At 53.6% G+C, this 22,262-nt stretch carries 21 protein-coding genes, 2 tRNA genes and 1 rRNA gene; 14 read left to right on the forward strand and 10 right to left on the reverse strand.

Going from position 1 to position 22,262, the window contains the following annotated elements; translation table 11 throughout:
- Window positions 1-249: 249 nt before the first annotated feature.
- From rrf to dkgB, 3 genes are all read left to right on the forward strand, one after another.
- Window positions 250-365, forward strand: a 5S ribosomal RNA gene (gene rrf / locus NA197_RS07950).
- A gap of 54 nt (window positions 366-419) precedes the next feature.
- Window positions 420-496 (forward strand) — tRNA-Asp (locus NA197_RS07955).
- Between the two features lie 164 nt (window positions 497-660).
- Window positions 661-1,464, forward strand: coding sequence for a 2,5-didehydrogluconate reductase DkgB (dkgB, locus tag NA197_RS07960; protein ID WP_000154871.1), 804 nt, complete (start codon window positions 661-663; stop codon window positions 1,462-1,464).
- Between the two features lie 20 nt (window positions 1,465-1,484).
- On the opposite strand, the gene yafC is transcribed toward dkgB, so the two are convergent.
- Window positions 1,485-2,399 (reverse strand): DNA-binding transcriptional regulator YafC, encoded by a 915-nt coding sequence (yafC, locus tag NA197_RS07965; RefSeq protein WP_000648534.1) that lies wholly within the window; start codon window positions 2,397-2,399, stop codon window positions 1,485-1,487.
- 104 nt (window positions 2,400-2,503) lie between these two features.
- Here yafC and NA197_RS07970 point away from each other — a divergent pair, with 104 nt between their 5' ends.
- The 3 genes from NA197_RS07970 (at window position 2,504) to NA197_RS07980 (ending at window position 5,459) form a co-directional block, all read left to right on the forward strand.
- On the forward strand, window positions 2,504-3,679 hold the full coding sequence (locus tag NA197_RS07970; protein WP_001127536.1) for an MFS transporter: 1,176 nt from the start codon (window positions 2,504-2,506) through the stop codon (window positions 3,677-3,679).
- Between the two features lie 131 nt (window positions 3,680-3,810).
- Window positions 3,811-4,611, forward strand: a complete 801-nt coding sequence (locus NA197_RS07975) for an endonuclease/exonuclease/phosphatase family protein (RefSeq protein ID WP_064043495.1) — start codon at window positions 3,811-3,813, stop codon at window positions 4,609-4,611.
- Window positions 4,612-4,688: 77 nt separating this feature from the next.
- Window positions 4,689-5,459, forward strand: coding sequence for a class I SAM-dependent methyltransferase (locus NA197_RS07980; RefSeq protein WP_058115701.1), 771 nt, complete (start codon window positions 4,689-4,691; stop codon window positions 5,457-5,459).
- Window positions 5,460-5,514: 55 nt separating this feature from the next.
- Here the strand turns inward: NA197_RS07980 and mltD are convergent, their stop codons facing one another.
- Together mltD and gloB are read right to left on the reverse strand one after the other, a co-directional pair.
- Window positions 5,515-6,882, reverse strand: coding sequence for a murein transglycosylase D (gene mltD, locus NA197_RS07985; protein ID WP_000644706.1), 1,368 nt, complete (start codon window positions 6,880-6,882; stop codon window positions 5,515-5,517).
- Window positions 6,883-6,953: 71 nt separating this feature from the next.
- Window positions 6,954-7,709: a hydroxyacylglutathione hydrolase gene (gene gloB, locus NA197_RS07990; protein ID WP_438796680.1), complete on the reverse strand. Its 756-nt coding sequence runs from the start codon at window positions 7,707-7,709 to the stop codon at window positions 6,954-6,956.
- 34 nt (window positions 7,710-7,743) lie between these two features.
- Between gloB and NA197_RS07995 the strand changes: the two genes are divergently transcribed.
- A complete protein-coding gene (locus NA197_RS07995) occupies window positions 7,744-8,466 on the forward strand; it encodes a class I SAM-dependent methyltransferase (RefSeq protein ID WP_000801238.1) in 723 nt (240 codons plus the stop codon).
- On the opposite strand, the gene rnhA is transcribed toward NA197_RS07995, so the two are convergent.
- A complete protein-coding gene (rnhA, locus tag NA197_RS08000) occupies window positions 8,463-8,930 on the reverse strand; it encodes a ribonuclease HI (protein ID WP_000917872.1) in 468 nt (155 codons plus the stop codon). The genes NA197_RS07995 and rnhA overlap by 4 nt on opposite strands.
- A gap of 63 nt (window positions 8,931-8,993) precedes the next feature.
- Between rnhA and dnaQ the strand changes: the two genes are divergently transcribed.
- Window positions 8,994-9,725: a DNA polymerase III subunit epsilon gene (dnaQ, locus tag NA197_RS08005; RefSeq protein ID WP_001670675.1), complete on the forward strand. Its 732-nt coding sequence runs from the start codon at window positions 8,994-8,996 to the stop codon at window positions 9,723-9,725.
- A gap of 133 nt (window positions 9,726-9,858) precedes the next feature.
- Window positions 9,859-9,935: transfer RNA gene (locus tag NA197_RS08010), tRNA-Asp, on the forward strand.
- A 320-nt stretch (window positions 9,936-10,255) separates the two neighbouring features.
- On the opposite strand, the gene NA197_RS08015 is transcribed toward NA197_RS08010, so the two are convergent.
- From NA197_RS08015 to tagK, 6 genes are read right to left on the reverse strand one after another with little or no spacing between them, the layout of a single operon-like run.
- On the reverse strand, window positions 10,256-11,311 hold the full coding sequence (locus tag NA197_RS08015) for an ImpA family type VI secretion system protein (RefSeq protein WP_064043071.1): 1,056 nt from the start codon (window positions 11,309-11,311) through the stop codon (window positions 10,256-10,258).
- Window positions 11,312-11,321: 10 nt separating this feature from the next.
- Window positions 11,322-12,317 (reverse strand): type VI secretion system baseplate subunit TssG, encoded by a 996-nt coding sequence (gene tssG / locus NA197_RS08020; protein ID WP_024155099.1) that lies wholly within the window; start codon window positions 12,315-12,317, stop codon window positions 11,322-11,324.
- Window positions 12,314-14,197, reverse strand: coding sequence for a type VI secretion system baseplate subunit TssF (gene tssF / locus NA197_RS08025; RefSeq protein ID WP_438796681.1), 1,884 nt, complete (start codon window positions 14,195-14,197; stop codon window positions 12,314-12,316). The genes tssG and tssF overlap by 4 nt, the downstream gene beginning before the upstream one ends.
- 15 nt (window positions 14,198-14,212) lie before the next feature.
- Window positions 14,213-14,707, reverse strand: coding sequence for a type VI secretion system baseplate subunit TssE (gene tssE, locus NA197_RS08030; RefSeq protein WP_064043072.1), 495 nt, complete (start codon window positions 14,705-14,707; stop codon window positions 14,213-14,215).
- A complete protein-coding gene (locus tag NA197_RS08035) occupies window positions 14,704-15,528 on the reverse strand; it encodes a type VI secretion system accessory protein TagJ (protein ID WP_064043073.1) in 825 nt (274 codons plus the stop codon). Before NA197_RS08035 ends, tssE begins: the two co-directional genes overlap by 4 nt.
- Window positions 15,515-16,417, reverse strand: a complete 903-nt coding sequence (gene tagK, locus NA197_RS08040) for a type VI secretion system-associated protein TagK (RefSeq protein WP_064043074.1) — start codon at window positions 16,415-16,417, stop codon at window positions 15,515-15,517. Before tagK ends, NA197_RS08035 begins: the two co-directional genes overlap by 14 nt.
- 367 nt (window positions 16,418-16,784) lie before the next feature.
- On the opposite strand from tagK, the gene tssH reads away from it, so the two are divergent.
- From tssH to NA197_RS08065, 5 genes are all read left to right on the forward strand, one after another.
- Window positions 16,785-19,424, forward strand: coding sequence for a type VI secretion system ATPase TssH (tssH, locus tag NA197_RS08045; RefSeq protein WP_064043075.1), 2,640 nt, complete (start codon window positions 16,785-16,787; stop codon window positions 19,422-19,424).
- Between the two features lie 99 nt (window positions 19,425-19,523).
- Window positions 19,524-20,066, forward strand: coding sequence for a type VI secretion system contractile sheath small subunit (tssB, locus tag NA197_RS08050; RefSeq protein WP_000996817.1), 543 nt, complete (start codon window positions 19,524-19,526; stop codon window positions 20,064-20,066).
- A 23-nt stretch (window positions 20,067-20,089) separates the two neighbouring features.
- On the forward strand, window positions 20,090-21,598 hold the full coding sequence (tssC, locus tag NA197_RS08055) for a type VI secretion system contractile sheath large subunit (protein WP_000013881.1): 1,509 nt from the start codon (window positions 20,090-20,092) through the stop codon (window positions 21,596-21,598).
- A 16-nt stretch (window positions 21,599-21,614) separates the two neighbouring features.
- A complete protein-coding gene (locus tag NA197_RS08060; RefSeq protein ID WP_001584850.1) occupies window positions 21,615-21,773 on the forward strand; it encodes a BPSL0067 family protein in 159 nt (52 codons plus the stop codon).
- 12 nt (window positions 21,774-21,785) lie between these two features.
- Window positions 21,786-22,232: an STY0301 family protein gene (locus tag NA197_RS08065; protein WP_001804665.1), complete on the forward strand. Its 447-nt coding sequence runs from the start codon at window positions 21,786-21,788 to the stop codon at window positions 22,230-22,232.
- Window positions 22,233-22,262: the final 30 nt, after the last annotated feature.

Raw genomic sequence — 22,262 nt, forward strand, 5'->3', positions numbered from 1 at the left:
CGCAGCGATGCGTTGAGCTAACCGGTACTAATGAACCGTGAGGCTTAACCTTACAACGCCGAAGATGTTTTGGCGGATGAGAAGACGATTTTCAGCAGTGATTCAGAGTTGAGTACGCAATAATTTGCGCAGCAGCAAGGCGGCAAGCGAAGGAAAGAAAGGAGCATACAGAAGTATGTGACTGAGTTTACGAGCGCAGGCAACGCCGCTGATGCGATAAAGAATTGCGTACAGAGCACAAAGAATTTGCCTGGCGGCACTAGCGCGGTGGTCCCACCTGACCCCATGCCGAACTCAGAAGTGAAACGCCGTAGCGCCGATGGTAGTGTGGGGTCTCCCCATGCGAGAGTAGGGAACTGCCAGGCATCAAATTAAGCAGTAAACTGATGTAAAAATCAGTGGTTGTAAAAGAATTCGGTGGAGCGGTAGTTCAGTTGGTTAGAATACCTGCCTGTCACGCAGGGGGTCGCGGGTTCGAGTCCCGTCCGTTCCGCCACTTATTAAGAGCCCTGAGCATTAGCTCAGGGCTTTTTCTTTGCCTGCGATTTAATTATTGCTCAATTCGCAAAAATCCTCTGCATTTCTCGCTCTTTTTCTACAAAGCGCTGAAGGTCATAATCCCCTCAGTTAACGAACATAGTGATTAAAAAGAGGAATTCTATGACTATCCCTGCATTCGGTTTAGGTACTTTTCGCCTGAAAGACGACGTGGTTATCGCTTCTGTTAAAACGGCGCTTGAACTAGGCTACCGTGCTGTCGACACTGCGCAAATCTATGATAATGAAGCGGCTGTTGGACAGGCGATTGCTGAGAGCGGCGTACCGCGTAATGAGCTGTACATCACCACCAAGATCTGGATTGAAAACCTTAGCAAAGACAAGCTAATCCCAAGCCTGAAAGAGAGCCTGAAAAAACTGCGTACCGATTATGTCGATCTGACGCTGATCCACTGGCCATCTCCGGGTGATGCCGTGTCTGTCGAAGAATTTATGCAGGCATTGCTGGAAGCTAAAAAACAAGGGCTGACTCGAGAAATTGGCATCTCAAACTTCACTATTCCGTTGATGGAAAAGGCTATTGCCGCGGTGGGCGCAGACAATATCGCCACCAACCAGATTGAGCTATCTCCGTATCTGCAGAATCGTAAGGTGGTTGACTGGGCGAAAGCGCACGGTATCCACATCACCTCTTATATGACGCTGGCATACGGTAAGGCGCTGAAAGATGAAGTGATTGCGCGCATTGCGGCTAAACATAATGCGACCCCGGCGCAGGTTATTCTGGCATGGGCAATGGGTGAAGGTTACTCCGTGATCCCTTCATCCACCAGGCGTGAAAATCTGGCAAGCAACCTGCTGGCGCAGGATCTGCATCTGGATGCCGAAGATAAAAATGCGATCGCGGCACTGGACTGCAACGATCGTCTGGTTAGCCCGGAAGGACTGGCTCCTGCCTGGGATTAATTACCCGATCCTTTGTACCTTTACCCCTCTTTCACAGCTCCTGCGGGAGCTGTTCTTATATATTCGCTCAAAAAGTCGATAAATGCCCGAATACGTGTGCTGACGGCGCGATCGCTGTAGTAAACGGCGCTGAAAGGCATTTCTACCGGCAGACGTTTATCGGCCAGCAGTTCCACCAGTTCTCCCCGCGCGATCTCTTTATCAATCATATAATCTGAAAGACATGCAATGCCGTTACCGTTCAGGCAAAGTTGTTTTAACGTTTCCCCGCTATTGGAAGAAATCCCACATTTGATCTCATGGAGCTGCCCGTCGCTACAGGCAATCGGCCAGGTATTGAGCGAAACAGGTTCTGAGAACCCCAGACACAGATGCCGTTTCAACTCTTCAACGGTCTCAGGCTTGCCAAAGCGGGCAATATAATCCGGCGAGGCGATAATCTTGCGATAGCTGGTAAATAACGGGCGCGCGCGCAGACTTGAATCTGTCAACGTGCCTGCGCGTATCGCAACATCCACTTTTCGTTCAATAAGATTGATGAACGTTTCTGAGGAGACAAGAGACAACGTTATTTCCGGATACCGTTCACGAAAAGGTTTAATCAGCGGCATCAGGAAATGCAGCATTACCGGCGTTGCCGCATCGATACGCAGTAAGCCGCGCGGGGTATTACGCGACTCCATGATTTCCGTTTCTGCGGCGGCCATTTCTTGCAGTATCTGCTGCACGCGCCTGAAGTATCGCTCTCCTTCTTCAGTCAGGCTCAGCTGTCGGGTCGTACGATTAAGCAGACTGACGCCGAGCTTCATCTCCAGCTTTTTAACTGCCCGGCTGACAGCGGAATTGGCCTGTCCAAGCTGCTCTGCCGCCCGGCTGAAGCTGCCGCTTTCCACGACAGCGACAAAAATTGCGAGTTCTTCGGAGGTGGCTTTCATTTTTGCTCCTGAAGCAAAATTAAATTGATATTTTGGCTATTTTTGTCATTAAAACATCCAGGCATACTGCGTGTCATCTGATTACTGCTGTTATGGAGTTATGTATGCCTCTCGCTTTATTTGCACTGACTATAAGTGCTTTCGCTATCGGTACGACTGAGTTTGTGATTGTCGGCCTGGTGCCGACCATTGCTCAACAACTGGCTATCTCGTTACCTTCCGCCGGAATGCTGGTTTCAATCTATGCGCTGGGTGTGGCTATTGGCGCGCCGGTGCTAACCGCGCTGACCGGACGCCTGCCGCGTAAACAGTTACTGGTCGCGCTGATGGTCTTGTTTACGGCGGGGAATTTGCTGGCATGGCAGGCACCGGGCTATATGACATTAATCGTCGCCCGTCTGCTGACGGGCCTGGCGCACGGCGTGTTCTTCTCGATTGGATCTACCATCGCGACAAGTCTGGTGCCAAAAGAGAAAGCGGCTTCTGCGATCGCTATTATGTTTGGTGGTTTAACGGTAGCTCTGGTCACGGGCGTGCCGCTGGGAACATTTATCGGTCAGCATTTTGGCTGGCGTGAGACCTTCCTTGCGGTATCACTGTTAGGCGTGATTGCGCTGATGAGCAGTCAACTGCTGATCCCGGCCAACATTCCCGGTCGGGCGGCCGCCAGCATTCGTGACCAGGTGAAAGTACTGACTCATCCTCGTCTGTTGCTGATTTACGCCGTTACGGCGCTTGGCTACGGCGGGGTATTCACGGCATTCACCTTCCTGGCGCCGATGATGCAGGATCTGGCGGGATTCTCCCCGGCAGCAGTAAGCTGGATCCTACTGGGTTATGGCGTATCTGTGGCTATCGGCAATATCTGGGGCGGTAAACTGGCGGATAAGCATGGTGCCGTGCCGGCTCTGAAATTCATTTTCGCCGCGCTGTTTGTTCTGCTGATGGTCTTCCAGGTGACGGCTTCCACGCAGTATGCCGCGCTGGCTACCATTCTGGTGATGGGGATCTTTGCTTTCGGTAACGTACCAGGGTTGCAGGTCTACGTGGTACAGAAAGCGGAACAATTCACGCCTAATGCGGTAGATGTGGCGTCAGGTCTGAACATTGCGGCGTTTAACATTGGTATTGCGCTGGGCTCCGTGATTGGCGGACAAACGGTGGAGCATTACGGTTTGGCGCAGACGCCGTGGATTGGCGCCCTCATTGTTCTGGTGGCTTTCCTGCTGATGGGTGTCAGCGGACGTCTTGATAAACCTGTACGCATTGCTCTGGAGTAAATTATTGATGTAAGCGCCTACTTACAAAACAAACTGCAATTGTTCGTTGAAAGTGAGTGCTAAAATCCCTATAACAGAAGAACCAGTCCGGTTGAGGACTGGTTGACGTTACAGAGGTTTGAAAGTCAAAAGTGCGAAAAAACACCTATGCGATGCGCTATGTTGCCGGACAGCCCGCCGAGCGGATTTTGCCGCCAGGGTCGTTTGCGAGCATTGGCCAGGCATTGCCCGCCGGGGAACCGCTAAGCAGTGAAGAGCGGATCCGTATCCTCGTGTGGAATATATTCAAGCAGCAGCGAGCCGAATGGTTATCGGTGCTGAAGAACTACGGCAAAGATGCGCATCTGGTCCTGTTGCAGGAGGCCCAGACGACGCCTGAACTGGTACAGTTTGCCACCGCTAACTATCTTGCCGCCGATCAGGTTCCCGCTTTTGTATTACCTCAGCATCCGTCTGGCGTCATGACGCTTTCTGCCGCCCATCCTGTTTACTGCTGCCCTTTACGGGAAAGAGAACCAATTTTACGTTTGGCGAAATCAGCCCTGGTGACGGTATATCCGTTGCCGGATACCCGTTTATTAATGGTAGTAAATGTTCATGCGGTAAATTTTAGTCTGGGCGTGGACGTGTACAGTAAGCAGTTACTTCCGATCGGCGACCAGATTGCGCACCATAGCGGCCCTGTCATTATGGCGGGGGATTTTAATGCCTGGAGCCGCCCACGTATGAATGCGTTGTACCGCTTTGCACGTGAGATGTCGCTGCGCCAGGTGCGTTTCACTGACGATCAGCGCCGTCGTGCGTTTGGACGACCGCTGGATTTTGTTTTTTATCGTGGTTTAAACGTAAATGAAGCCTCCGTACTGGTGACGCGCGCTTCCGATCACAATCCGCTACTCGTTGAATTCAGTTCCGGCAAACCTGAGCAATAAAGGTGCGTCAGGTCTGCCGTGGGGCAGGCCTCTGCGGGTGCTGCCCTCTATTTTTCTCATAACAGAAGGGCACTACCATGACAACGCATTCCCACCATGACAATGTTGAAAAGCAGTTTGGTTCACAGGCGAACGCCTATTTACATAGCGCCGTTCACGCAGCGGGTCGTGACTTAGCGCGGCTGGCGCAAAGGCTGTCTGATTTTTCCCACGCGAACGTACTGGATATGGGATGTGGGGCTGGACACGCGAGTTTTGTCGCTGCGCAACATGCCAACTCGGTCGTGGCATACGATTTATCCGCCAGCATGCTTGAGGTTGTCGCTGGAGCGGCGGAAGAAAGACATTTAAGTAATATTACTCTCCGCCAAGGCTATGCCGAAAAACTGCCCTTTGAAGATGCATCGTTTGAGGTGGTGATTAGCCGCTATTCCGCGCATCACTGGCACGACGTTGGTCAGGCATTGCGTGAGGTTTATCGTGTATTAAAACCCGGCGGCGTGCTGATTATCATGGATGTCATGTCGCCTGGACATCCTGTACGCGATATCTGGCTGCAAACGGTGGAGGCGTTACGCGACACGTCGCATGTCCGTAACTATTCCAGTGGCGAATGGCTGACGATGGTCAATAACGCGATGCTGGTAACGAATATCGTGATAACCGATCGTTTATCGCTGGAGTTTCGCTCATGGGTAACGCGGATGCGTACGCCAGCGCCGTTGGTTGAGGCGATTCGATTATATCAGGCGAGTGCCCCGGTAGAGGTGAAGCGTTATTTTGAGTTGCAGGATGACGGCTCGTTTAGCAGCGATACTATCATGCTGGAAGCGCATAAAGCGGTATAGCAATTTAAAAGGCGCCGGGGGAAGCGGCGCCTTTTGGCTTTTTCGTCGGACAATATCAGGAGTCTGGCGTGCTATTGTCCTTCACAAACAACGTAAGCTGATCGCCCGGTTGTAGATTATCCGTATCATGGTTCCAGCGCATCACATCTTTGATATTTACCCCGTGACGTCTGGCGATACTGGAAAGCGAATCGCCTTTACGGACACGATAGGTAATGCTATCGCTATTGTTTGCCAGTCGTTGTGCGCTGCTGCCAGCGCCTACGGTCAGGCTTTGCCCGATTTTCAGGCGCGAACCACGCAGGTTGTTCCACTGCTGCAAGTCCTTCGTGCTTACGCCAAGCCGCGAAGCAATACCGGAAAGCGTATCGCCAGATCGCACCTTATAGCTACGGCTATTCAACGGCGTATTGTCGGCGATCAGTTGGGACTGAACGGCGTCAATCTCACCGGAAGCCAGCGACTCACGCAACTGCTCGGCATGCTTTTTGGGCACCATAACATATTGCGGACCGCTTACGCCTAAGGTAGACCCTTTTACACCGGCATTAAACGTCTTCAGCTTGCTGATAGACATGCCCGCCATATCCGCAACCTGCGCCATTTCAACTGGACTGTTTAAACGAACTCGTGCCAGCGCTCGGCTTTCATCTGTTGTTGGCAGACGTACGCCGTAGCGTTTGCTGTTTTTGAGAATTTCACTCAATGCCAGCATCTTAGGTACGTAGAGTTTTGTTTCTCTGGGCAAAGAAAGCGACCAGAAATCCGTCGGTTTTCCACGCGCTTTGTTTGCTTTAATTGCCCGCATAACACGGCCTTCGCCGCTGTTATACGCTGCAACGGTTAACAGCCAGTCGCCGTCAAACATTTTGTTCAGACGCTGCATCATGTCTAACGCGGCGGTCGTAGAGGCTACAACATCGCGACGCGCGTCATAATTACGGGTCTGCTTTAAACCATAATTGCGCCCTGTGCTCGGTATGATCTGCCAGATGCCTGCGGCATTGGCGCCAGACGTTGCGTGAGGATCAAAAGCGCTCTCCACTATGGGTAGTAGTACCAGCTCCATAGGCATGTTACGTTTCTTAACCTGCCCCGCTATCCAGTACATATACGGCTCTGCCCGTAAAGTTACATCGTGGAGATAGCTCTTATTGCGTAAATACTTCTGTTTCTGTTCGCGAATCCGGCTGTTTTCCGGAATTCCCATCTTTAGCTCGTCGCCAATGAAAGCCCACAAGTCCTGATCTGGCGCGATAGACGTTCCGTCGTCCATCCATCGTGCCTGACTCGTAAACTTTCCTGCTTCCCCTTGACCAGCTGCAGAAAGGCTCTGTGCGTGCTGTTGGACGTTGCCAGTGTTCTGAGACGTCTGGCACCCCACAAGCAGGACAGAGGCGAGTAATATCGCTTTTGCCTTCATGTGTGTGTCAATAGTTGCTTAAAAGACGACCGATCATAACGGCGAAGTTAGCGAATGACAAGTAAGAATTATCAGAACGTGTCTTTCTTTGACCTTAACCATGCAAAACGCGCTTCTGGTTGTTGCAATATTGTTTCTTTGTTTATTTCGTTAATTAAATCAATACCTTCAGTTCTTAAAAAAAGATTAATCTTACGCTCATTTTTAAGAATAACGGGTAATGTCATTTGTTTTTTTACACGTAACTCTTTAACTTTACGATAATATTCATTTATGAACGAATCGTGCGGAAGTATGCTCAATGCGAACTTAATGTTAGCTAAAGTGTATTCGTGAGCGCAGCAAATGAGTGTGTCGTCAGGCAGAGAATTAATTTTCATAAGTGACTGATACATCTGTGATGGCGTGCCTTCAAACAGTCGACCACAGCCGCCAGAGAACAGCGTGTCGCCGCAGAATAAGTAAGGATGGCTAAAGTAACAGACGTGTCCTAACGTGTGGCCCGGCGTGGCAAAAAGAGTAAATTTCTCGCCTAAAACGCGAATAGTATCGCCATCGCCAACAAGATGGGTTGCTCCCTTGTCTTGCGTTTCCGCCGGTCCATAAACCGTCATTTGCGGGAAGTGTTGCAACAGCTCTTTGACTCCGCCAACATGGTCGTGATGGTGATGCGTCAGAAAAATCGCCTCCGGCATCCACTTATGTTCAGCAATGGCCTTTAAGACGGGGGCCGCTTCGCCGGGATCAACAATCACACAGCGGCTTTCATCATTGGTCAGCACCCAGATGTAATTATCCTGAAACGCGGGAATACTGTTAAGATTCATATATTACCTCTCAAATAATTAGCGGAAGGTTGCGATGAAACCGGCAAGGCTCTCTCAAACTGTCGTTGCGCCCGGATGTTGGGGTGAGTTGCCCTGGGGCAATTACTACCGTGAGGCGCTGGAACAGCAGCTCAATCCGTGGTTTGCAAAAATGTATGGTTTCCATTTGCTTAAAATCGGCAATTTAAGCGCAGAAATCAATTCCGAAGCGTGCGCGGTCTCCCATCAGGTGAATGTTTCGTCGCAGGGGTCGCCGATGCAGGTTCTGGCCGATCCGCTACACCTTCCTTTTGCGGATAAATCCGTCGATGTTTGTCTGCTGGCGCATACTTTGCCGTGGTGTACCGACCCGCACCGTTTATTGCGGGAAGCCGACCGCGTATTGATTGATGACGGTTGGCTGGTCATCAGTGGATTTAACCCGCTGAGTTTGATGGGGTTACGTAAACTGGTACCCGTTTTACGTAAAACACCGCCCTATAATAGTCGGATGTTTACCCTTATGCGGCAACTGGACTGGCTGTCTTTACTCAATTTCGAAGTGCTACATTATAGCCGTTTTCATGTCTTACCCTGGAAAAAACAGGGAGGGCGGCTTTTAAATACGCATATCCCGGCGCTGGGCTGTTTACAGCTTATTGTGGCCCGTAAGCGGACCATCCCGCTTACGCTTAATCCGCTGCGACATAATAAAAGTAAAACCCCTATCCGCCAGACCGTTGGCGCCACCCGGCAATATCGCAAACCGGATGGCTAAGCTTCCGCCTGGTAGCCACTATCTTCCTGCGTGGGATTCATTGCCGCGGCGCGCGCCAGTTCATCACAACGCTCGTTTTCGGGATGGCCTGCATGGCCTTTGACCCATACCCATTTGATCTGATGCTGACCTAACGCAGCATCGAGACGTTTCCAGAGATCGACATTTTTTACGGGTTTCTTTTCCGCTGTTTTCCAGCCGCGTTTCTTCCAGTTATGAATCCATTGGGTAATTCCTTGCCGCACATATTGGCTGTCGGTGCTCAATGTTACTTCGCAATGTTCTTTTAACGCTTCAAGCGCGACGATCGCCGCCATCAGTTCCATACGGTTATTGGTGGTCAGCGTGTAACCTTCACTAAACGTTTTTTCATGACCGCGATAGCGTAAGATAGCGCCATAACCACCAGGCCCTGGATTCCCCAGGCAAGAGCCATCGGTGAAAATTTCTACCTGTTTAAGCATCTCTGGTAGACTTCCTGTAATTGAAATCGATAACAAAACGCAAGTCTGACATAAATGACCGATATGAGCACTGCAATTACACGACAGATTGTCCTCGATACCGAAACCACCGGTATGAATCAGATAGGCGCGCACTATGAAGGTCACAAGATTATTGAGATCGGTGCGGTTGAGGTGATAAACCGTCGTCTGACCGGCAACAATTTTCATGTTTACCTGAAGCCGGATCGGCTGGTGGATCCGGAAGCGTTTGGCGTACACGGTATTGCCGATGAGTTTCTGCTGGATAAGCCGGTTTTTGCTGATGTGGTCGATGAGTTTCTTGATTATATCCGCGGCGCGGAGCTGGTCATCCATAACGCATCGTTCGATATCGGCTTTATGGATTATGAGTTTGGTCTGCTTAAACGCGATATTCCTAAAACCAATACTTTCTGCAAAGTTACCGACAGCCTGGCGTTGGCGCGGAAAATGTTCCCCGGCAAGCGTAACAGCCTTGATGCACTGTGTTCGCGTTATGAGATAGATAATAGCAAACGTACTTTGCACGGCGCATTGCTCGATGCCCAGATCCTTGCCGAAGTGTATCTGGCGATGACGGGCGGACAAACGTCCATGACGTTTGCGATGGAAGGAGAGACGCAACGGCAGCAAGGTGAAGCGACCATTCAGCGAATCGTTCGCCAGGCCAGCCGGTTACGGGTCGTTTTTGCCTCTGAGGAAGAGCTGGCTGCGCATGAATCGCGGCTTGATCTGGTGCAGAAAAAGGGCGGAAGTTGCCTTTGGCGGGCGTAATTTATTCCTTTTTAGGCTATAAAAATCATCCTTCGGGCGATTTTTGCAGCAACTGATTCAAAAGGTGAGAAAAAGCGTTGACGGGCGACACCGCAAACCGTAATATTCGCCTCGTTCCCAGCGGGAACATCACGGAGCGGTAGTTCAGTTGGTTAGAATACCTGCCTGTCACGCAGGGGGTCGCGGGTTCGAGTCCCGTCCGTTCCGCCAGATACAAATCTCAGGGTGTTTTTATACATCCTGTGAAGTAAAAAAACCGTATCACTGTAAAAGGGATACGGTTTTTTTTCGTCTTCAAGAAGTTCCACCGCCTATCGTGGAATCTAATGCAAATGGGCCTACGCCTGGATGACGAACAGGATATTACCGCCACTTCTTTCACTGTCATGGCTATTTTGATCCCACTGACATTTAAGGCGCGGCCTCATGGCGGTGCTTAACCGGGATCGGGACATGTTCAGCGCAGAAGCAGACTGCGTAATGTTGATATCACTCAGATAATCGCGGAGAACCGCCAGACATGCGCATCATCACTCCAGGGCATCCCACTTCTCCAGCAACTCCACCGGGATCTCATTGATCACCTCCGAGAACCGTTTTCCCACCAGTCTTTCAGCCTGGCGTAACAGTGGGATGGTCGGGCTACTGGGTTCACTGCTCTCAAACCAGCGACGAATGCACCGCAGGCGCTCCAGCGCATCATTACGATCGCGAATTGGCCCCGGTTCAGCATTGTGTGGGATAGATATACCGGGTGGCGCGTTGACAGGCGGCACATCCTCTGCCCGTGCCGGAACGGCATTATCCATAACCGTGCCTGCGGGGTCTGGCACTGGCGCTGGCGACGGAGGGATTTCCGGTGTGGTTGTCTGTACCACGTCAGGCAGCAGCGCTAACAACTGCCGCAGGCGTGAAAAATCTGGAGCCAGATCGCCTAATGTCTCACGCGCCCACACTTGCAGGCGTTCTGCGCTTTCCTGCGCTTCGCGAAACGCCGCCAGCGGTAATGCCCCACGGGCTTCGAGGTCGGCCAGTTGCTGGCGGACGGATTCGGGGGCCAGCGCATCAGCCGGGTGAGGGGCGGATAACGCTCGCTCCACATCCCGTACCTGCAGGCGCAGGGCGGCACTGTTTGACAGCGTGATACCGCGAATGTCTGCCATCACGCCTTCGTGATCCAGCAGCGCCGCCAGGGCATTACTGCGCGCCAGCGCCGCATCTTCAATAGATTCTGCGGATGCGCCTTCGCCGGTAAGCAGCTGTGGATGGAGTGCATCAGACCAGATTACGCTCAGTTCTGCCAGTTGTGTGAGCATTTCCGCCAGTCCCTGTGCGCCAGCCTGCTGGATGCGACTGCGCAGCAGCAGGATCAACACCCGGATATCCTTACTGCGCGTGAGCAGACGGCGCGCATCACGCTCAATTTCCGGCCAGTTCACGGCTTCCGGCGTACTGACAAAATCACCATATTGCGCCTCCGCCTGAGGGGCGGCGCGGCTGAACAGCAGCAGGTATTCCGGGTCGTACTCCGGATCGGGGCCGCAGGGTTGTTCCGCGCTTACCGGTTTAGTCAGGGACATATCCATATCATTACTCTCAGTGGGTTAAGCCGTGTTCAGGTTCAAAAATCATGCCGGTCACCGGACGGTCATGCATGGCTTTACCTGCCCAGGCCGTCCAGCCAAGCCGCTGCGCGCCGCCGATCACCGCAGGCGGTGCGGCATGAGGCTTCAACTGCAGCTCAATTTCCCAGCAATATTCAAAACCAATGAACGTACGCACCAGTTCTGTCAGCACGGGCAGATTGTTGCCGCCGGGCAGAAAACGCAGGTAATCCTCCAGCGTGAGCGGGCCGATAATTAGCCGGAATTTGTACTGCATATCCGGTACGGCCTGGCCGATAAGCGCCCCGTTGCCCAGCACCGAAGACTGCGCGGGCGTGCCCAGACGGGTGATTTCATCGTTCGCCACCGTTATCCAGTGCAGGGCGAACTCTTTCACCGCAAAAGGTACGCTGAAATAGTGCGCCAGCGTGGCGGCCAGCCCGTCAGGATTGCGCGATTCGCGTACCAGATGGGCGGAGGCTGCCAGGCGAACATGATCTGACAGCGGGCTTTCGGCGCTTTCCCGTAGATCCTGCCCGCTGAGACTGGCGATATAAAACGCAAAACGGTCGTGTTCCGGTTTGTCCAGCCCGCCACCAGCGGACTGGCCGCTGCGCCATGCCTGCCAGAACTGCGTCAGCCAGCGGTGGTGAAAAATATTGGAAAAATGAACCAGCGTCGGATCGTGACGACTCTCTGAGCGGTTCAGTGCCAGCTCGGTATAGTGCAGCGGCAACGGGCCGTTTGGCCCCCATAGTCCGAGGCTGTACAGGCTCAGGTGCAGGCGTCCATCCTGCCAGCTGACCTGGGCGATTTCCCGTGGCGCAAAGGTCATCGTCGGCGTCTGTCCCAGACGGAATTTTTCCATCCGTGGCTGCCAGATACTGCCTGCCGGAGTATCACAGAGCTGGGCATCCACGCGCCGCATCAGGTTCAGGAATCCGTAACGCCACGGGGTTTTCTGCGCCTGGTCGAGAGCGCCGGTCATACGCTCCCCCGTTGCCCGGTTCTGACCGGCCAGGTCATGACATGCCCGCGTTGCATCGAGTGCAGCGTCATCTGCGAGAAGGTATTAATGGAAACATGGCGGGCAATATAGTGTTCCAGCACCAGACCGAACAGGTAAGGACTGATACCGGAAAATCCTTCTTCGTCCACGGTCAGTTCGCAACTGACGCCCCGGCCATAGACCAACAGGCCGGAGCCGGGCAGGCGGCGGGTCACCGGGGTGGTTTTGCAGCCAATCAGGCTGCGCACCTGGCGCGACTGCGGGCTGTCGTGAGCCGGGATAAACAGATTCAGCAGATCGCGCAGCGCCTGGCCGCCGGTGCGGTGATCCAGATCGGCCAGCGGCAGATAATTAAACGACAACTGCCGGATCAGCCGCCAGGCCATTTCGCGTTCAGCCAGCGGCGGCTGCGGCGGGCGCGGCGGTCTGATAAGACCCACGCCCGCCACCGGAATCGCCGCATCTACGGTCAGATCATCCTGGCCATTACGTGGAATAAGGCAGGGCAGATCGCGGTTAGTCACCATTGCCGTGACGGTGATATGGCGCAGATTTTCCGGGTAGGGCGCTTCATGCTGATCAACCAGCGACAGGAAGACTTCCGAGCCGGTATAGGGGGTTCGGGTGCCATAGCGGCGGGCGTTTTCTGACGATCGGCGCGGCTCACGACGCAGTGAAAAATAACGCCCGTGGTTGCCTTCGTCATTATTACGGGTGTGATACAGCGGACGAAAAATCATCTTCCGTGTGGTTTCCGCTTCCAGGCCTTCGACTTCCTGAACAGAAAACACCTCGTAATCCAGCGGACGGGTACGATCCACCACCAGATGCTGTTCCGTCACGCTGTGAGTGACTTCAATCCGGGGGGGGGTGCGAGGAAACAGGTTGATCACCGGCGTACAGAACAGGCTGAACTGTGCAGCGTCCGTCTGATGAATCAGCCAGTCCGGCGGCAGGCGGTTAAGCAGTATGACAATTTCCGCCACATTGCCCTGCACCTTTTGTAACCCGGCAGACAATCCGGTCGGGGTGAAGAAGTAAAACCGTTCCGGACAGGCGAAAAATTCATGCAGCAGATTATGCCCATGAAACACGTTCCAGGCGAGCGGCAGCAGCCCCTGCCCTGGCTCCAGCCCTTCGTGCGCCACCGGGTGTTGAAGATTCACATTCAGTTCGCCGTCAAAGTGACCGGGTTCTCCGGCCAGTGTGGCGACGGCGCTGGTATGTAGCAGCTCAAACAGGTGTGACGCAATGCGTTCTTCGCCGCAGAGGTAAAAGGGCAGCCGTGCCGGACCGGCCAGCTCGCTGAAAGTCAGTTCCCCGAAGGTTCGCAGGGTGATGCGCAATGCCCCGGCGACATGAATATTAGGCGGCAGATAGCGGTGCAGGGCGGGCATATCCGGCGGCGCGGCGGTCAGGCGTACCTCCTCGATGGACAGCGGCCACAGCGTGACGTCCTGGCTGCTGCGAAACTGGCAGGCGGTATTTTCACCTTCCGGGATAGGGGAAACGAACGCGGTATCGCGCGGCACGGTGACCCCTTTCGCCAGGTCGCCTTCCTGCGTATCGGGATACAGCTTTACCACTGCCATCGATGGCGTGGGGGTGACGTAATTGGGGCTGACGACTTCCAGTAACCGCTGTGTGAAGCGGGGAAATTCGGCGTCAATTTTTAGCTGAGTGCGGGCGCTCAGAAAGCTGAACGCCTCGATCATGCGTTCCACATACGGGTCGGCAATATCGGTTCCCTGCATCCCCAGTCGGGCGGCAATTTTGGGATGGAGGGTGGCGAACTCAGCACCGGTCTCCCGCAGGTAGCTCAGTTCGCGGTTGTAATACTCCAGTAGCCGTGGATCCATGAATAATGCCCTGTATTAAAAGAACGTAATGCGGCTCAGCTCCATATCCAGCGCGCTGCGTACCAGAAACTCCGTGGGATACGGCTGCGTCAGAATTTGTCCGCGAATTTCAAACTGTAGCGTGTTATAGCTACCCTGCCGGGTTTTATCGAGTAATGGCGTGACCCTGAGTGTGGCGGCGTTCAGCCGGGGTTCGAAACGGATAATGGCGCGCCGGATCGCCTCGCTGATATCGTCCCACTTATGCTCATACATAAAGCTGCCCGCCAGCGGCGGCAGGCCATAGTTGAGCACTGACGCCGCCGCCTGCGGATAGCGCCGGGCGTCGATGTTACCCTCGTGGCTAATGGTATTGAGCAAAAAGGAGAGATCCCGACGAATGATCTCCTTCAGTTGTACCGGCGTGACGCTGATATCCCGGTCAATTTTCTGATACGGAGCATTGTCACACAGCCGATCAAACAGCGTAGGCAGCAGGTGGTTAGCGGGTGTAAAACGAGACGTGCTCATGCGCCATCGTTTTCCTGAGCATGAAAGGTACAATGGGCCATGTCCAGCAGGCTGATATCGCCGTGGCTGGTCAGCCACACTTTCTGCCCCAGCGCCCGCACGGTGGTTTCGCCGGGGCCGTCCTGCCAGGCGGTTTCCCGGCACAGACGCAGGGCGTCAGAGGCACTTTCCGAACCGCTGTAGCGGGTAAAGAGCCAGGCGCCGTGCGTATCGCCATTCATCAGGGTGATATTAACGGGTTTCCACAGCAGATCGGTCAGGCGCGTCGGTTGCGGCGATTCCAGCGAGCGTATTTGCGAAAACGGCAGCCAGATATACACGCCGCCGGTGACCAGCTCAAGTACCGGGCCAAGGCGGGAATCGCTGTCGCTCGCCCAGTCAAATGCGCCGCCGTTCCACTGGCCGCCATTATCTGTTATGGCTTCCAGCGCGGTATTACGGTGTTTATCAACCTCACCGGTATCGCCATGACAGGCGAGTGCCGCCAGCAGTGACTCCACCCAGACAGGCTGCGGCAGAAGAAAACCGGGTCGTTGTTCCCCCTGAAAAACGGTGCGGCGGAACATTTCGCAGCGAACCAGCTCCCGGTACAGCCGGGCCTCCTGGGTATAATTTGCCTCCATCCTGGCGCATAGCTGAAGCTGGTGTAGCGCCCGCGACCAGTCTCCGGCCACACACAGCAACTGAAACAGACTGTGGCGGCAGAGCGCCTTCGCCGGATTTTCCCGAACCTGCTGCTCCGCCATCTGAATCCCCTCCGCAATAGAGTATTCCTGTAGCAGCGCGGACAGGGTGGCAGGAAGCGTGTCAGTTTTTTTCATGGGCGGTATTTCCATTTTTCTGTGTCGGAGTGATTCGGTAGTGGCTGTCGATGCCAATAATACGATGCTCGCGGCGGGTCAGATCGGGCAGTATCTCGCTATGTGCGGTTTTCCCCGCCTGTTCCGGCGAGAGCAGTTGCAGAATATCGGGCATTGATTCCATTGCCAGCCAGTGCATTTCACCCTCACCGGTCGTGTCCAGCGTATCCAGAATGGCATCAATACCGGGCGCGCCTGCCACCATATCCTGTAACGTGTCGGTGTCGCCCTTTTTATCGTATAACGACGTCAAATCCTGGGTGACAGCGTCTTCATTTCGGGGAAACGGTTTAGCACGGAGGGGCTTTTCCTGCCCGGAGGGCCGCAATGCCTGCTGATATTCCTGGTAAAGCTGGTGTAGCGTGCTATCCGCTTCATGGCCGGTGTAAGAGGACGCGGTTTCCCGGACGGGAATAATATCGAACGGGTTCTGCGGATTGAGCTGTTGTTGTTTAAACCAGTCCAGATCCAGGTACTCAGCAACGGATTCAGATGACTGAACCAACTGAGGAAACGAAACATCGGGACGGGACTCATCATTGGTGCGGGCAAGGCACCAGGATGACAGACCCCATTCAATCGTATCTCCATCATTCAGCCGCATACGGTGATGAGGTTCCATCACCTGCTCATTGACGGCACAGCACAGTTCATCAGAGTGATTAACAATCCACCACGCCTCTTCGTGGCGAACAAGACTGAGCGCGATATCGTCTTTCCCATGTTGCTCAAAAAGCGGAATGTAGGGGGCGGCGGCAGTAAATACGATGTATGTCCCTGCGGGATACTGTGCGTTATCCGTTATACCCTGCGACTGTATTTTCCGTAATTTCCACATGTCTTGTTTCATTATGTCCCTTAAATGTATTTATTTTTCTGGAGGAAACGTTTAGGGAGTTTTAATTCATAAATAATTTTAACTAAATTCATAGGGAGTCATTATTGATGACACCCTTTTTATTATTTTTTTCGTGAATGCATTGTTGTATGCATAGATGTCTTTTTTGAAATATTATTTCTTTTAATTCTGCAATTGCGATTTTTATCTTGCTGTTCATTGATTATTTAATATTAACGGCTTAGTTGCTAATTAGTCCCTGATCTGTATCATTGTTTTGTTTCGATATTTTTTCGAGGCTATCAATAAAGAATTGTTTATATATTTATATGCATTGATGCATTATTTTTATGAATTTTTATGTCACAAGGCATAACACATGGAAACTCCTGTTTCACGCAGTGCGTTGTATGGAAAACTGGCCGGCCCACTATTCCGGTCGCTGGAATCGGCAACGGCATTTTGCAAACTACGCTCTAATCCCTGGGTTGAGCTGACTCACTGGCTGCACCAGTTAACACAGCAGCCCGATAACGATATTCTCCACGTTCTTCGGCATTACCAGATCCCTCTTTCTGATGTGGAGAAAGCGTTACTCCGGCAACTGGATATGCTGCCCGCCGGGGCCAGCGCCATTAGTGATTTTTCTCACCATATCGATCTCAGCGTTGAAAAGGCCTGGATGCTGGCGAGCGTCCGTTACGGCGATAACAAAATTCGCAGCGGCTGGTTGCTGCTGGCCTTGTTGACCACGCCAGAACTGCGTCGGGTACTGAGCAGTATCTGCGCGCCGCTGGCCACGCTTCCGGTTGATGAACTGACGGAAATACTGCCCTCGTTGATCGAAACATCGCCGGAAGCGCAGGAGCGCCCTTACGACGGCTCCGGCCTGGCATCAGCCATTCCCGGTGAAAGCAGTCAGGCGATTCCCAACGGCGGGCAGGACGGTAAATCCGCGCTGGCAAAATACTGTCAGGACATGACGGCACAGGCGCGCGACGGCAAAATCGACCCGGTGACGGGGCGTGAGCATGAAATCCGCACCATGACGGATATTCTGCTGCGCCGTCGCCAGAATAATCCACTACTGACTGGTGAGGCGGGCGTCGGGAAAACGGCGGTCGTCGAAGGTTTTGCCCTCGCGATTGCGCAGGGGGAAGTGCCGCCCGCGCTGCGGGAAGTACGGCTACTGGCGCTGGACGTTGGCGCTCTGTTGGCCGGAGCCAGCATGAAAGGCGAGTTTGAATCTCGTCTGAAAGGGTTACTGGAAGAGGCCGGGCGCTCGCCGCAGCCGGTTATTCTGTTTGTCGATGAAGTTCACACTCTGGTGGGCGCGGGCGGCGCATCCGGCACGGGCGATGCCGCTAACCTGCTGAAACCGGCGCTGGCGCGCGGCACCCTGCGGACTATCGGCGCCACCACCTGGAGCGAATACAAGCGCCATATTGAGAAAGATCCGGCGCTGACCCGTCGTTTTCAGGTGTTGCAGATTGCCGAGCCGGAAGAGATCCCCGCAATGGAAATGGTGCGTGGTCTGGTGGATACGCTGGAAAAACACCATAACGTACTGATTCTGGATGAGGCGGTACGTGCGGCGGTACAGCTTTCTCACCGCTACATTCCCGCCCGGCAGTTGCCGGATAAGGCCATCAGCCTACTGGATACCGCCGCGGCCCGCGTGGCGCTGACGCTGCACACGCCGCCTGCCAGCGTACAGTTCCTGCGCCAGCAGCTAAAAGCGGCGGAAATGGAACGGTCGCTGTTGCAGAAGCAGGAAAAAATGGGGATTCAGTCAGATGAGCGGCGCGATGCGCTGACGGCGCGAATTTTCTCGCTCAACAATGAACTGACTGCATCCGAATCCCGCTGGCAGCGGGAGCTGGAACTGGTACATACGTTGCAGGAACTGCGTCTCGCAGAGTCTGATGCTGATGACAAAACCACGCTGCAACTGGCCGAAACGGCGCTAAGGGAGTGGCAGGGCGACGCGCCGGTGGTGTTCCCGGAAGTCAGCGCGGCGGTTGTCGCGGCGATTGTCGCCGACTGGACCGGTATTCCTGCCGGGCGCATGGTGAAAGATGAGGCCAGCCAGGTGCTGGAACTGCCTGCCCGACTGGCGCAACGCGTTACCGGGCAAGACGGCGCGCTGGCGCAGATTGGTGAACGTATTCAGACCGCCAGGGCGGGACTGGGCGATCCACGCAAACCGGTGGGCGTGTTTATGCTGGCCGGGCCGTCCGGTGTCGGTAAAACCGAAACCGCGCTGGCGCTGGCGGAGGCTATCTACGGCGGTGAGCAGAACCTGGTAACCATCAATATGAGCGAGTTCCAGGAGGCTCACACCGTTTCCACGCTGAAAGGCGCGCCGCCCGGCTATGTGGGCTATGGCGAGGGTGGTGTGCTGACGGAAGCGGTGCGTCGCCACCCCTGGAGCGTAGTGCTGCTCGACGAGATCGAAAAAGCGCACCATGACGTCCATGAACTCTTCTATCAGGTGTTTGACAAGGGCGGGATGGAGGACGGTGAGGGAACACATGTCGATTTCAAAAACACCACGCTACTACTCACCACCAACGTGGGTTCCGACCTCATCAGCCAGATGTGTGAAGATCCGGCCTTAATGCCCGATGCTACGGGGCTTAAAGAGGCGCTAATGCCGGAATTGCGCAAGCATTTCCCAGCGGCATTTCTGGGCCGCGTGACGGTGATCCCTTACCTGCCGCTGGATGAAACGTCGCGTGGCGTGATTGCCCGTCTGCACCTTGACCGACTGGTGGCGCGGATGGGTGAACAGCACGGCGTGACGCTGACGTATAGTGAGGAACTGGTCGCACATATTGTGGCGTGCTGCCCAATGCATGAAACGGGCGCGCGGTTGCTGATTGGCTACATCGAACAGCACATTCTGCCACAACTGTCGCGCTACTGGTTGCAGGCCATGACGGAAAAAGCTGCTATCAGGCAAATTGATATCGGCGTTAATGGTGATGAGCAGATTGTTTTTGAGATCGTTTGCTGAAACCGGCCGTTCGAAGTGTCCGTAGTGCGATTTTAAAAACTGTACCGGTATACCGCTCCCCTTGCGGCAACCAGTTGACTAAAAAGGAAATGAAGGATTATGGCTATCAACAATAGCGCGCAGAAATTCATCGCGCGCAACCGCGCGCCGCGCGTGCAGATTGAATATGACGTAGAGATTTACGGCTCTGAGAAAAAAATCGAGCTGCCGTTCGTGATGGCGGTGCTGGCCGATCTGGCCGGGAAACCGCGTGAAGAACTGCCGCCGGTGACGGATCGCAAATTCCTCGATATTGATATTGATAACTTCAATGAGCGCATGAAAGCCATTGCGCCGCGCGTGGCGTTCGCCGTGCCGAATACGCTGACGGGTGAAGGTCAGTTGATGGTCGATATCACCCTGGAAAATATGGACGACTTTTCGCCGGCACAGATTGCCCGCAAGGTGGACGCCCTGAACCAGTTACTGGAAGCCCGCACTCAACTGGCGAACCTCCAGACCTACATGGATGGCAAGGCGGGGGCGGAAAATCTGGTCAATAAACTGTTGCAGGACCCGACTCTGCTGAAAACGCTGGCGAATGCGCCGAAATCGGCCGCTACCCAGCAAGATGTGTCAGCGGATAATGAATCAGCGGAATAACGTCGAATTTTTAAGGAATTTTCATGGCAAACAGTAATATGCAGGCAACCGACGCGGTTGCTCAGGATACCGCCTCCGCATCCGGTGAATTTGATGCGTTGCTGAATCAGGCCTTCCGACCCAAGACTACCCAGGCGGCAAAAGCCGTGGAAGCCGCGGTGCAGACGCTGGCGCAACAGGCGCTGGCGAACACGATCACCGTCAGCGATGACGCTTATAAAAGCATCAGCGCTATTATTGCGCAGATCGACTTTAAACTGACCGAACAGATCAAACTGATCCTGCAACATCCCGACTGGCAGAAGCTGGAATCCTCCTGGCGCGGTATGGAGCATCTGGTTTACAACACCGAGACCGACGAAAAGCTGAAAATTCGCTTCATGAATCTGTCAAAAGATGAATTGCGGCGCAACATGAAGCGTTACAAGGGCATCGCCTGGGATCAAAGCCCGATGTTCAAGAAACTGTATGAAGCCGAATACGGCCAGTTAGGTGGCGAACCTTATGGCTGTATCATTGCGGATTACTACTTCGACCATACACCGCCCGATGTGGATCTGCTTGGCTCTATCGCCAAAGTCGCCGCGTCGGCCCATGCGCCGTTTATTGCCGGGGCTTCCCCCTCGGTACTGCAAATGGACTCCTGGCAGGAGCTGGCGAATCCCCGCGACCTGACCAAAATCGTCACCCAGAACCTGGAATATGCGCCGTGGAACTCGCTGCGGGCTAGCGAAGACTCCCGTTATATTGGCCTGACGATGCCGCGTTTTCTTGCCCGCCTGCCGTATGGCGCAAAAACCAACCCGGTGGACGAGTTTGATTTTGAAGAAGATGCGGATGGTTCTGACCATACTAAATACGTCTGGAGCAACGCGGCCTACGCGATGGGCGTAAACATCAACCGTTCCTTCAAACACTACGGCTGGTGTACGTTGATTCGCGGTGTGGAATCAGGCGGTGCGGTGGAAAATCTTCCCTGCCATACCTTCCCGACTGACGATGGCGGCGTGGACATGAAATGCCCGACCGAAATTGCCATCTCTGACCGCCGCGAGGCTGAACTGGCGAAAAACGGTTTTATCCCGTTGATCCACCGTAAAAACTCAGACTATGCCGCCTTTATCGGCGCACAGTCGCTGCAAAAACCACAGGAATACTACGATCCGGACGCGACGGCCAACGCCAACCTGTCTGCCCGTCTGCCGTACCTGTTCGCCTGCTCGCGCTTCGCGCACTTTCTCAAATGTATCGTCCGCGACAAAATCGGTTCCTTTAAAGAGCGTGAGGATATGCAGCGCTGGCTAAATGAATGGATTATGAATTATGTCGACGCCGATCCGGTGAACTCCTCGCAAGAAACTAAAGCCCGTCGTCCGCTGGCTGCCGCAGAGGTAGTGGTGGAAGAGGTGGAAGGCAATCCAGGTTATTACGACGCGAAATTCTTCCTGCGTCCGCATTTCCAGCTTGAAGGGCTGACGGGATCGCTGCGCCTGGTGACAAAACTGCCGTCAGTGAAGCAGGGCAATGCCTGATATATATATTTTACGAATGTTTAAGCGAGTGAAGTCAGAGAAGATAGAGAATATAAAGAGGGATATGAAGAAAAGAATTTCGTCTCGCCCACGGTCTCGTAAAGGTGGGGTACGTAATGATGACACATATCCGAATGCCAGTAACAATGCCGAAGCTTTTTATATCATTGAGTAGGAAATACATATTATGACCATAAGCCCAACTTTTCATCTGTTACCTGGTATTGTTCTGCTCTTTTCACAATATGCTGTAGCCTGGGAAGTCAGTTGCCCGGCTGTTATTGATACTCAGTCTTCTGCTGTGAGCCTGAAGTCTGATGTCCCAGCGCCGTGGCAGCTTTCTCCTCGATATATGTCGCGTTTATGGTTAAGTAGTATTGGGGTAACGCAGGGTAAACCTGAAAACCTGATGGATCTCAAACCAGAGACTAAAAAAGTAAACGGTGAAAATTGGTCTGTATGGGAAACAGAACGTGTTAGCGATAAAGAAACCGATCGCTATTGGGTTTCGTGTATTTATGGTCATGAACAGATATGGTTGACGCAACCAATACCTGCTTCTTCTACTCGCTGTAAGACTCATAATTTTGAGGGATCGCCAGAAGACCAGTCTATATCTTTTATCTGTAATTAGCGATTTGAGACGTGAAAATTTCAGTACAGG

Origin of the sequence: Salmonella sp. NW884 (assembly GCF_051700745.1) — a bacterium.
GTDB lineage: Bacteria > Pseudomonadota > Gammaproteobacteria > Enterobacterales > Enterobacteriaceae > Salmonella > Salmonella enterica.

Excerpts from the sequence above, each read along its gene's own strand:
- dkgB (WP_000154871.1), top strand. The coding sequence starts at position 661 with ATGACTATCCCTGCATTCGGTTTAGGTACTTTTCGCCTGAAAGACGAC.
- yafC (WP_000648534.1), bottom strand. The coding sequence starts at position 2,399 with ATGAAAGCCACCTCCGAAGAACTCGCAATTTTTGTCGCTGTCGTGGAA.
- NA197_RS07970 (WP_001127536.1), top strand. The coding sequence starts at position 2,504 with ATGCCTCTCGCTTTATTTGCACTGACTATAAGTGCTTTCGCTATCGGT.
- NA197_RS07980 (WP_058115701.1), top strand. The coding sequence starts at position 4,689 with ATGACAACGCATTCCCACCATGACAATGTTGAAAAGCAGTTTGGTTCA.
- mltD (WP_000644706.1), bottom strand. The coding sequence starts at position 6,882 with ATGAAGGCAAAAGCGATATTACTCGCCTCTGTCCTGCTTGTGGGGTGC.
- gloB (WP_438796680.1), bottom strand. The coding sequence starts at position 7,709 with ATGAATCTTAACAGTATTCCCGCGTTTCAGGATAATTACATCTGGGTG.
- NA197_RS07995 (WP_000801238.1), top strand. The coding sequence starts at position 7,744 with ATGAAACCGGCAAGGCTCTCTCAAACTGTCGTTGCGCCCGGATGTTGG.
- rnhA (WP_000917872.1), bottom strand. The coding sequence starts at position 8,930 with ATGCTTAAACAGGTAGAAATTTTCACCGATGGCTCTTGCCTGGGGAAT.
- dnaQ (WP_001670675.1), top strand. The coding sequence starts at position 8,994 with ATGAGCACTGCAATTACACGACAGATTGTCCTCGATACCGAAACCACC.
- NA197_RS08015 (WP_064043071.1), bottom strand. The coding sequence starts at position 11,311 with ATGGATATGTCCCTGACTAAACCGGTAAGCGCGGAACAACCCTGCGGC.
- tssG (WP_024155099.1), bottom strand. The coding sequence starts at position 12,317 with ATGACCGGCGCTCTCGACCAGGCGCAGAAAACCCCGTGGCGTTACGGA.
- tssF (WP_438796681.1), bottom strand. The coding sequence starts at position 14,197 with ATGGATCCACGGCTACTGGAGTATTACAACCGCGAACTGAGCTACCTG.
- tssE (WP_064043072.1), bottom strand. The coding sequence starts at position 14,707 with ATGAGCACGTCTCGTTTTACACCCGCTAACCACCTGCTGCCTACGCTG.
- NA197_RS08035 (WP_064043073.1), bottom strand. The coding sequence starts at position 15,528 with ATGAAAAAAACTGACACGCTTCCTGCCACCCTGTCCGCGCTGCTACAG.
- tagK (WP_064043074.1), bottom strand. The coding sequence starts at position 16,417 with ATGAAACAAGACATGTGGAAATTACGGAAAATACAGTCGCAGGGTATA.
- tssH (WP_064043075.1), top strand. The coding sequence starts at position 16,785 with ATGGAAACTCCTGTTTCACGCAGTGCGTTGTATGGAAAACTGGCCGGC.
- tssB (WP_000996817.1), top strand. The coding sequence starts at position 19,524 with ATGGCTATCAACAATAGCGCGCAGAAATTCATCGCGCGCAACCGCGCG.
- tssC (WP_000013881.1), top strand. The coding sequence starts at position 20,090 with ATGGCAAACAGTAATATGCAGGCAACCGACGCGGTTGCTCAGGATACC.
- NA197_RS08060 (WP_001584850.1), top strand. The coding sequence starts at position 21,615 with ATGTTTAAGCGAGTGAAGTCAGAGAAGATAGAGAATATAAAGAGGGAT.
- NA197_RS08065 (WP_001804665.1), top strand. The coding sequence starts at position 21,786 with ATGACCATAAGCCCAACTTTTCATCTGTTACCTGGTATTGTTCTGCTC.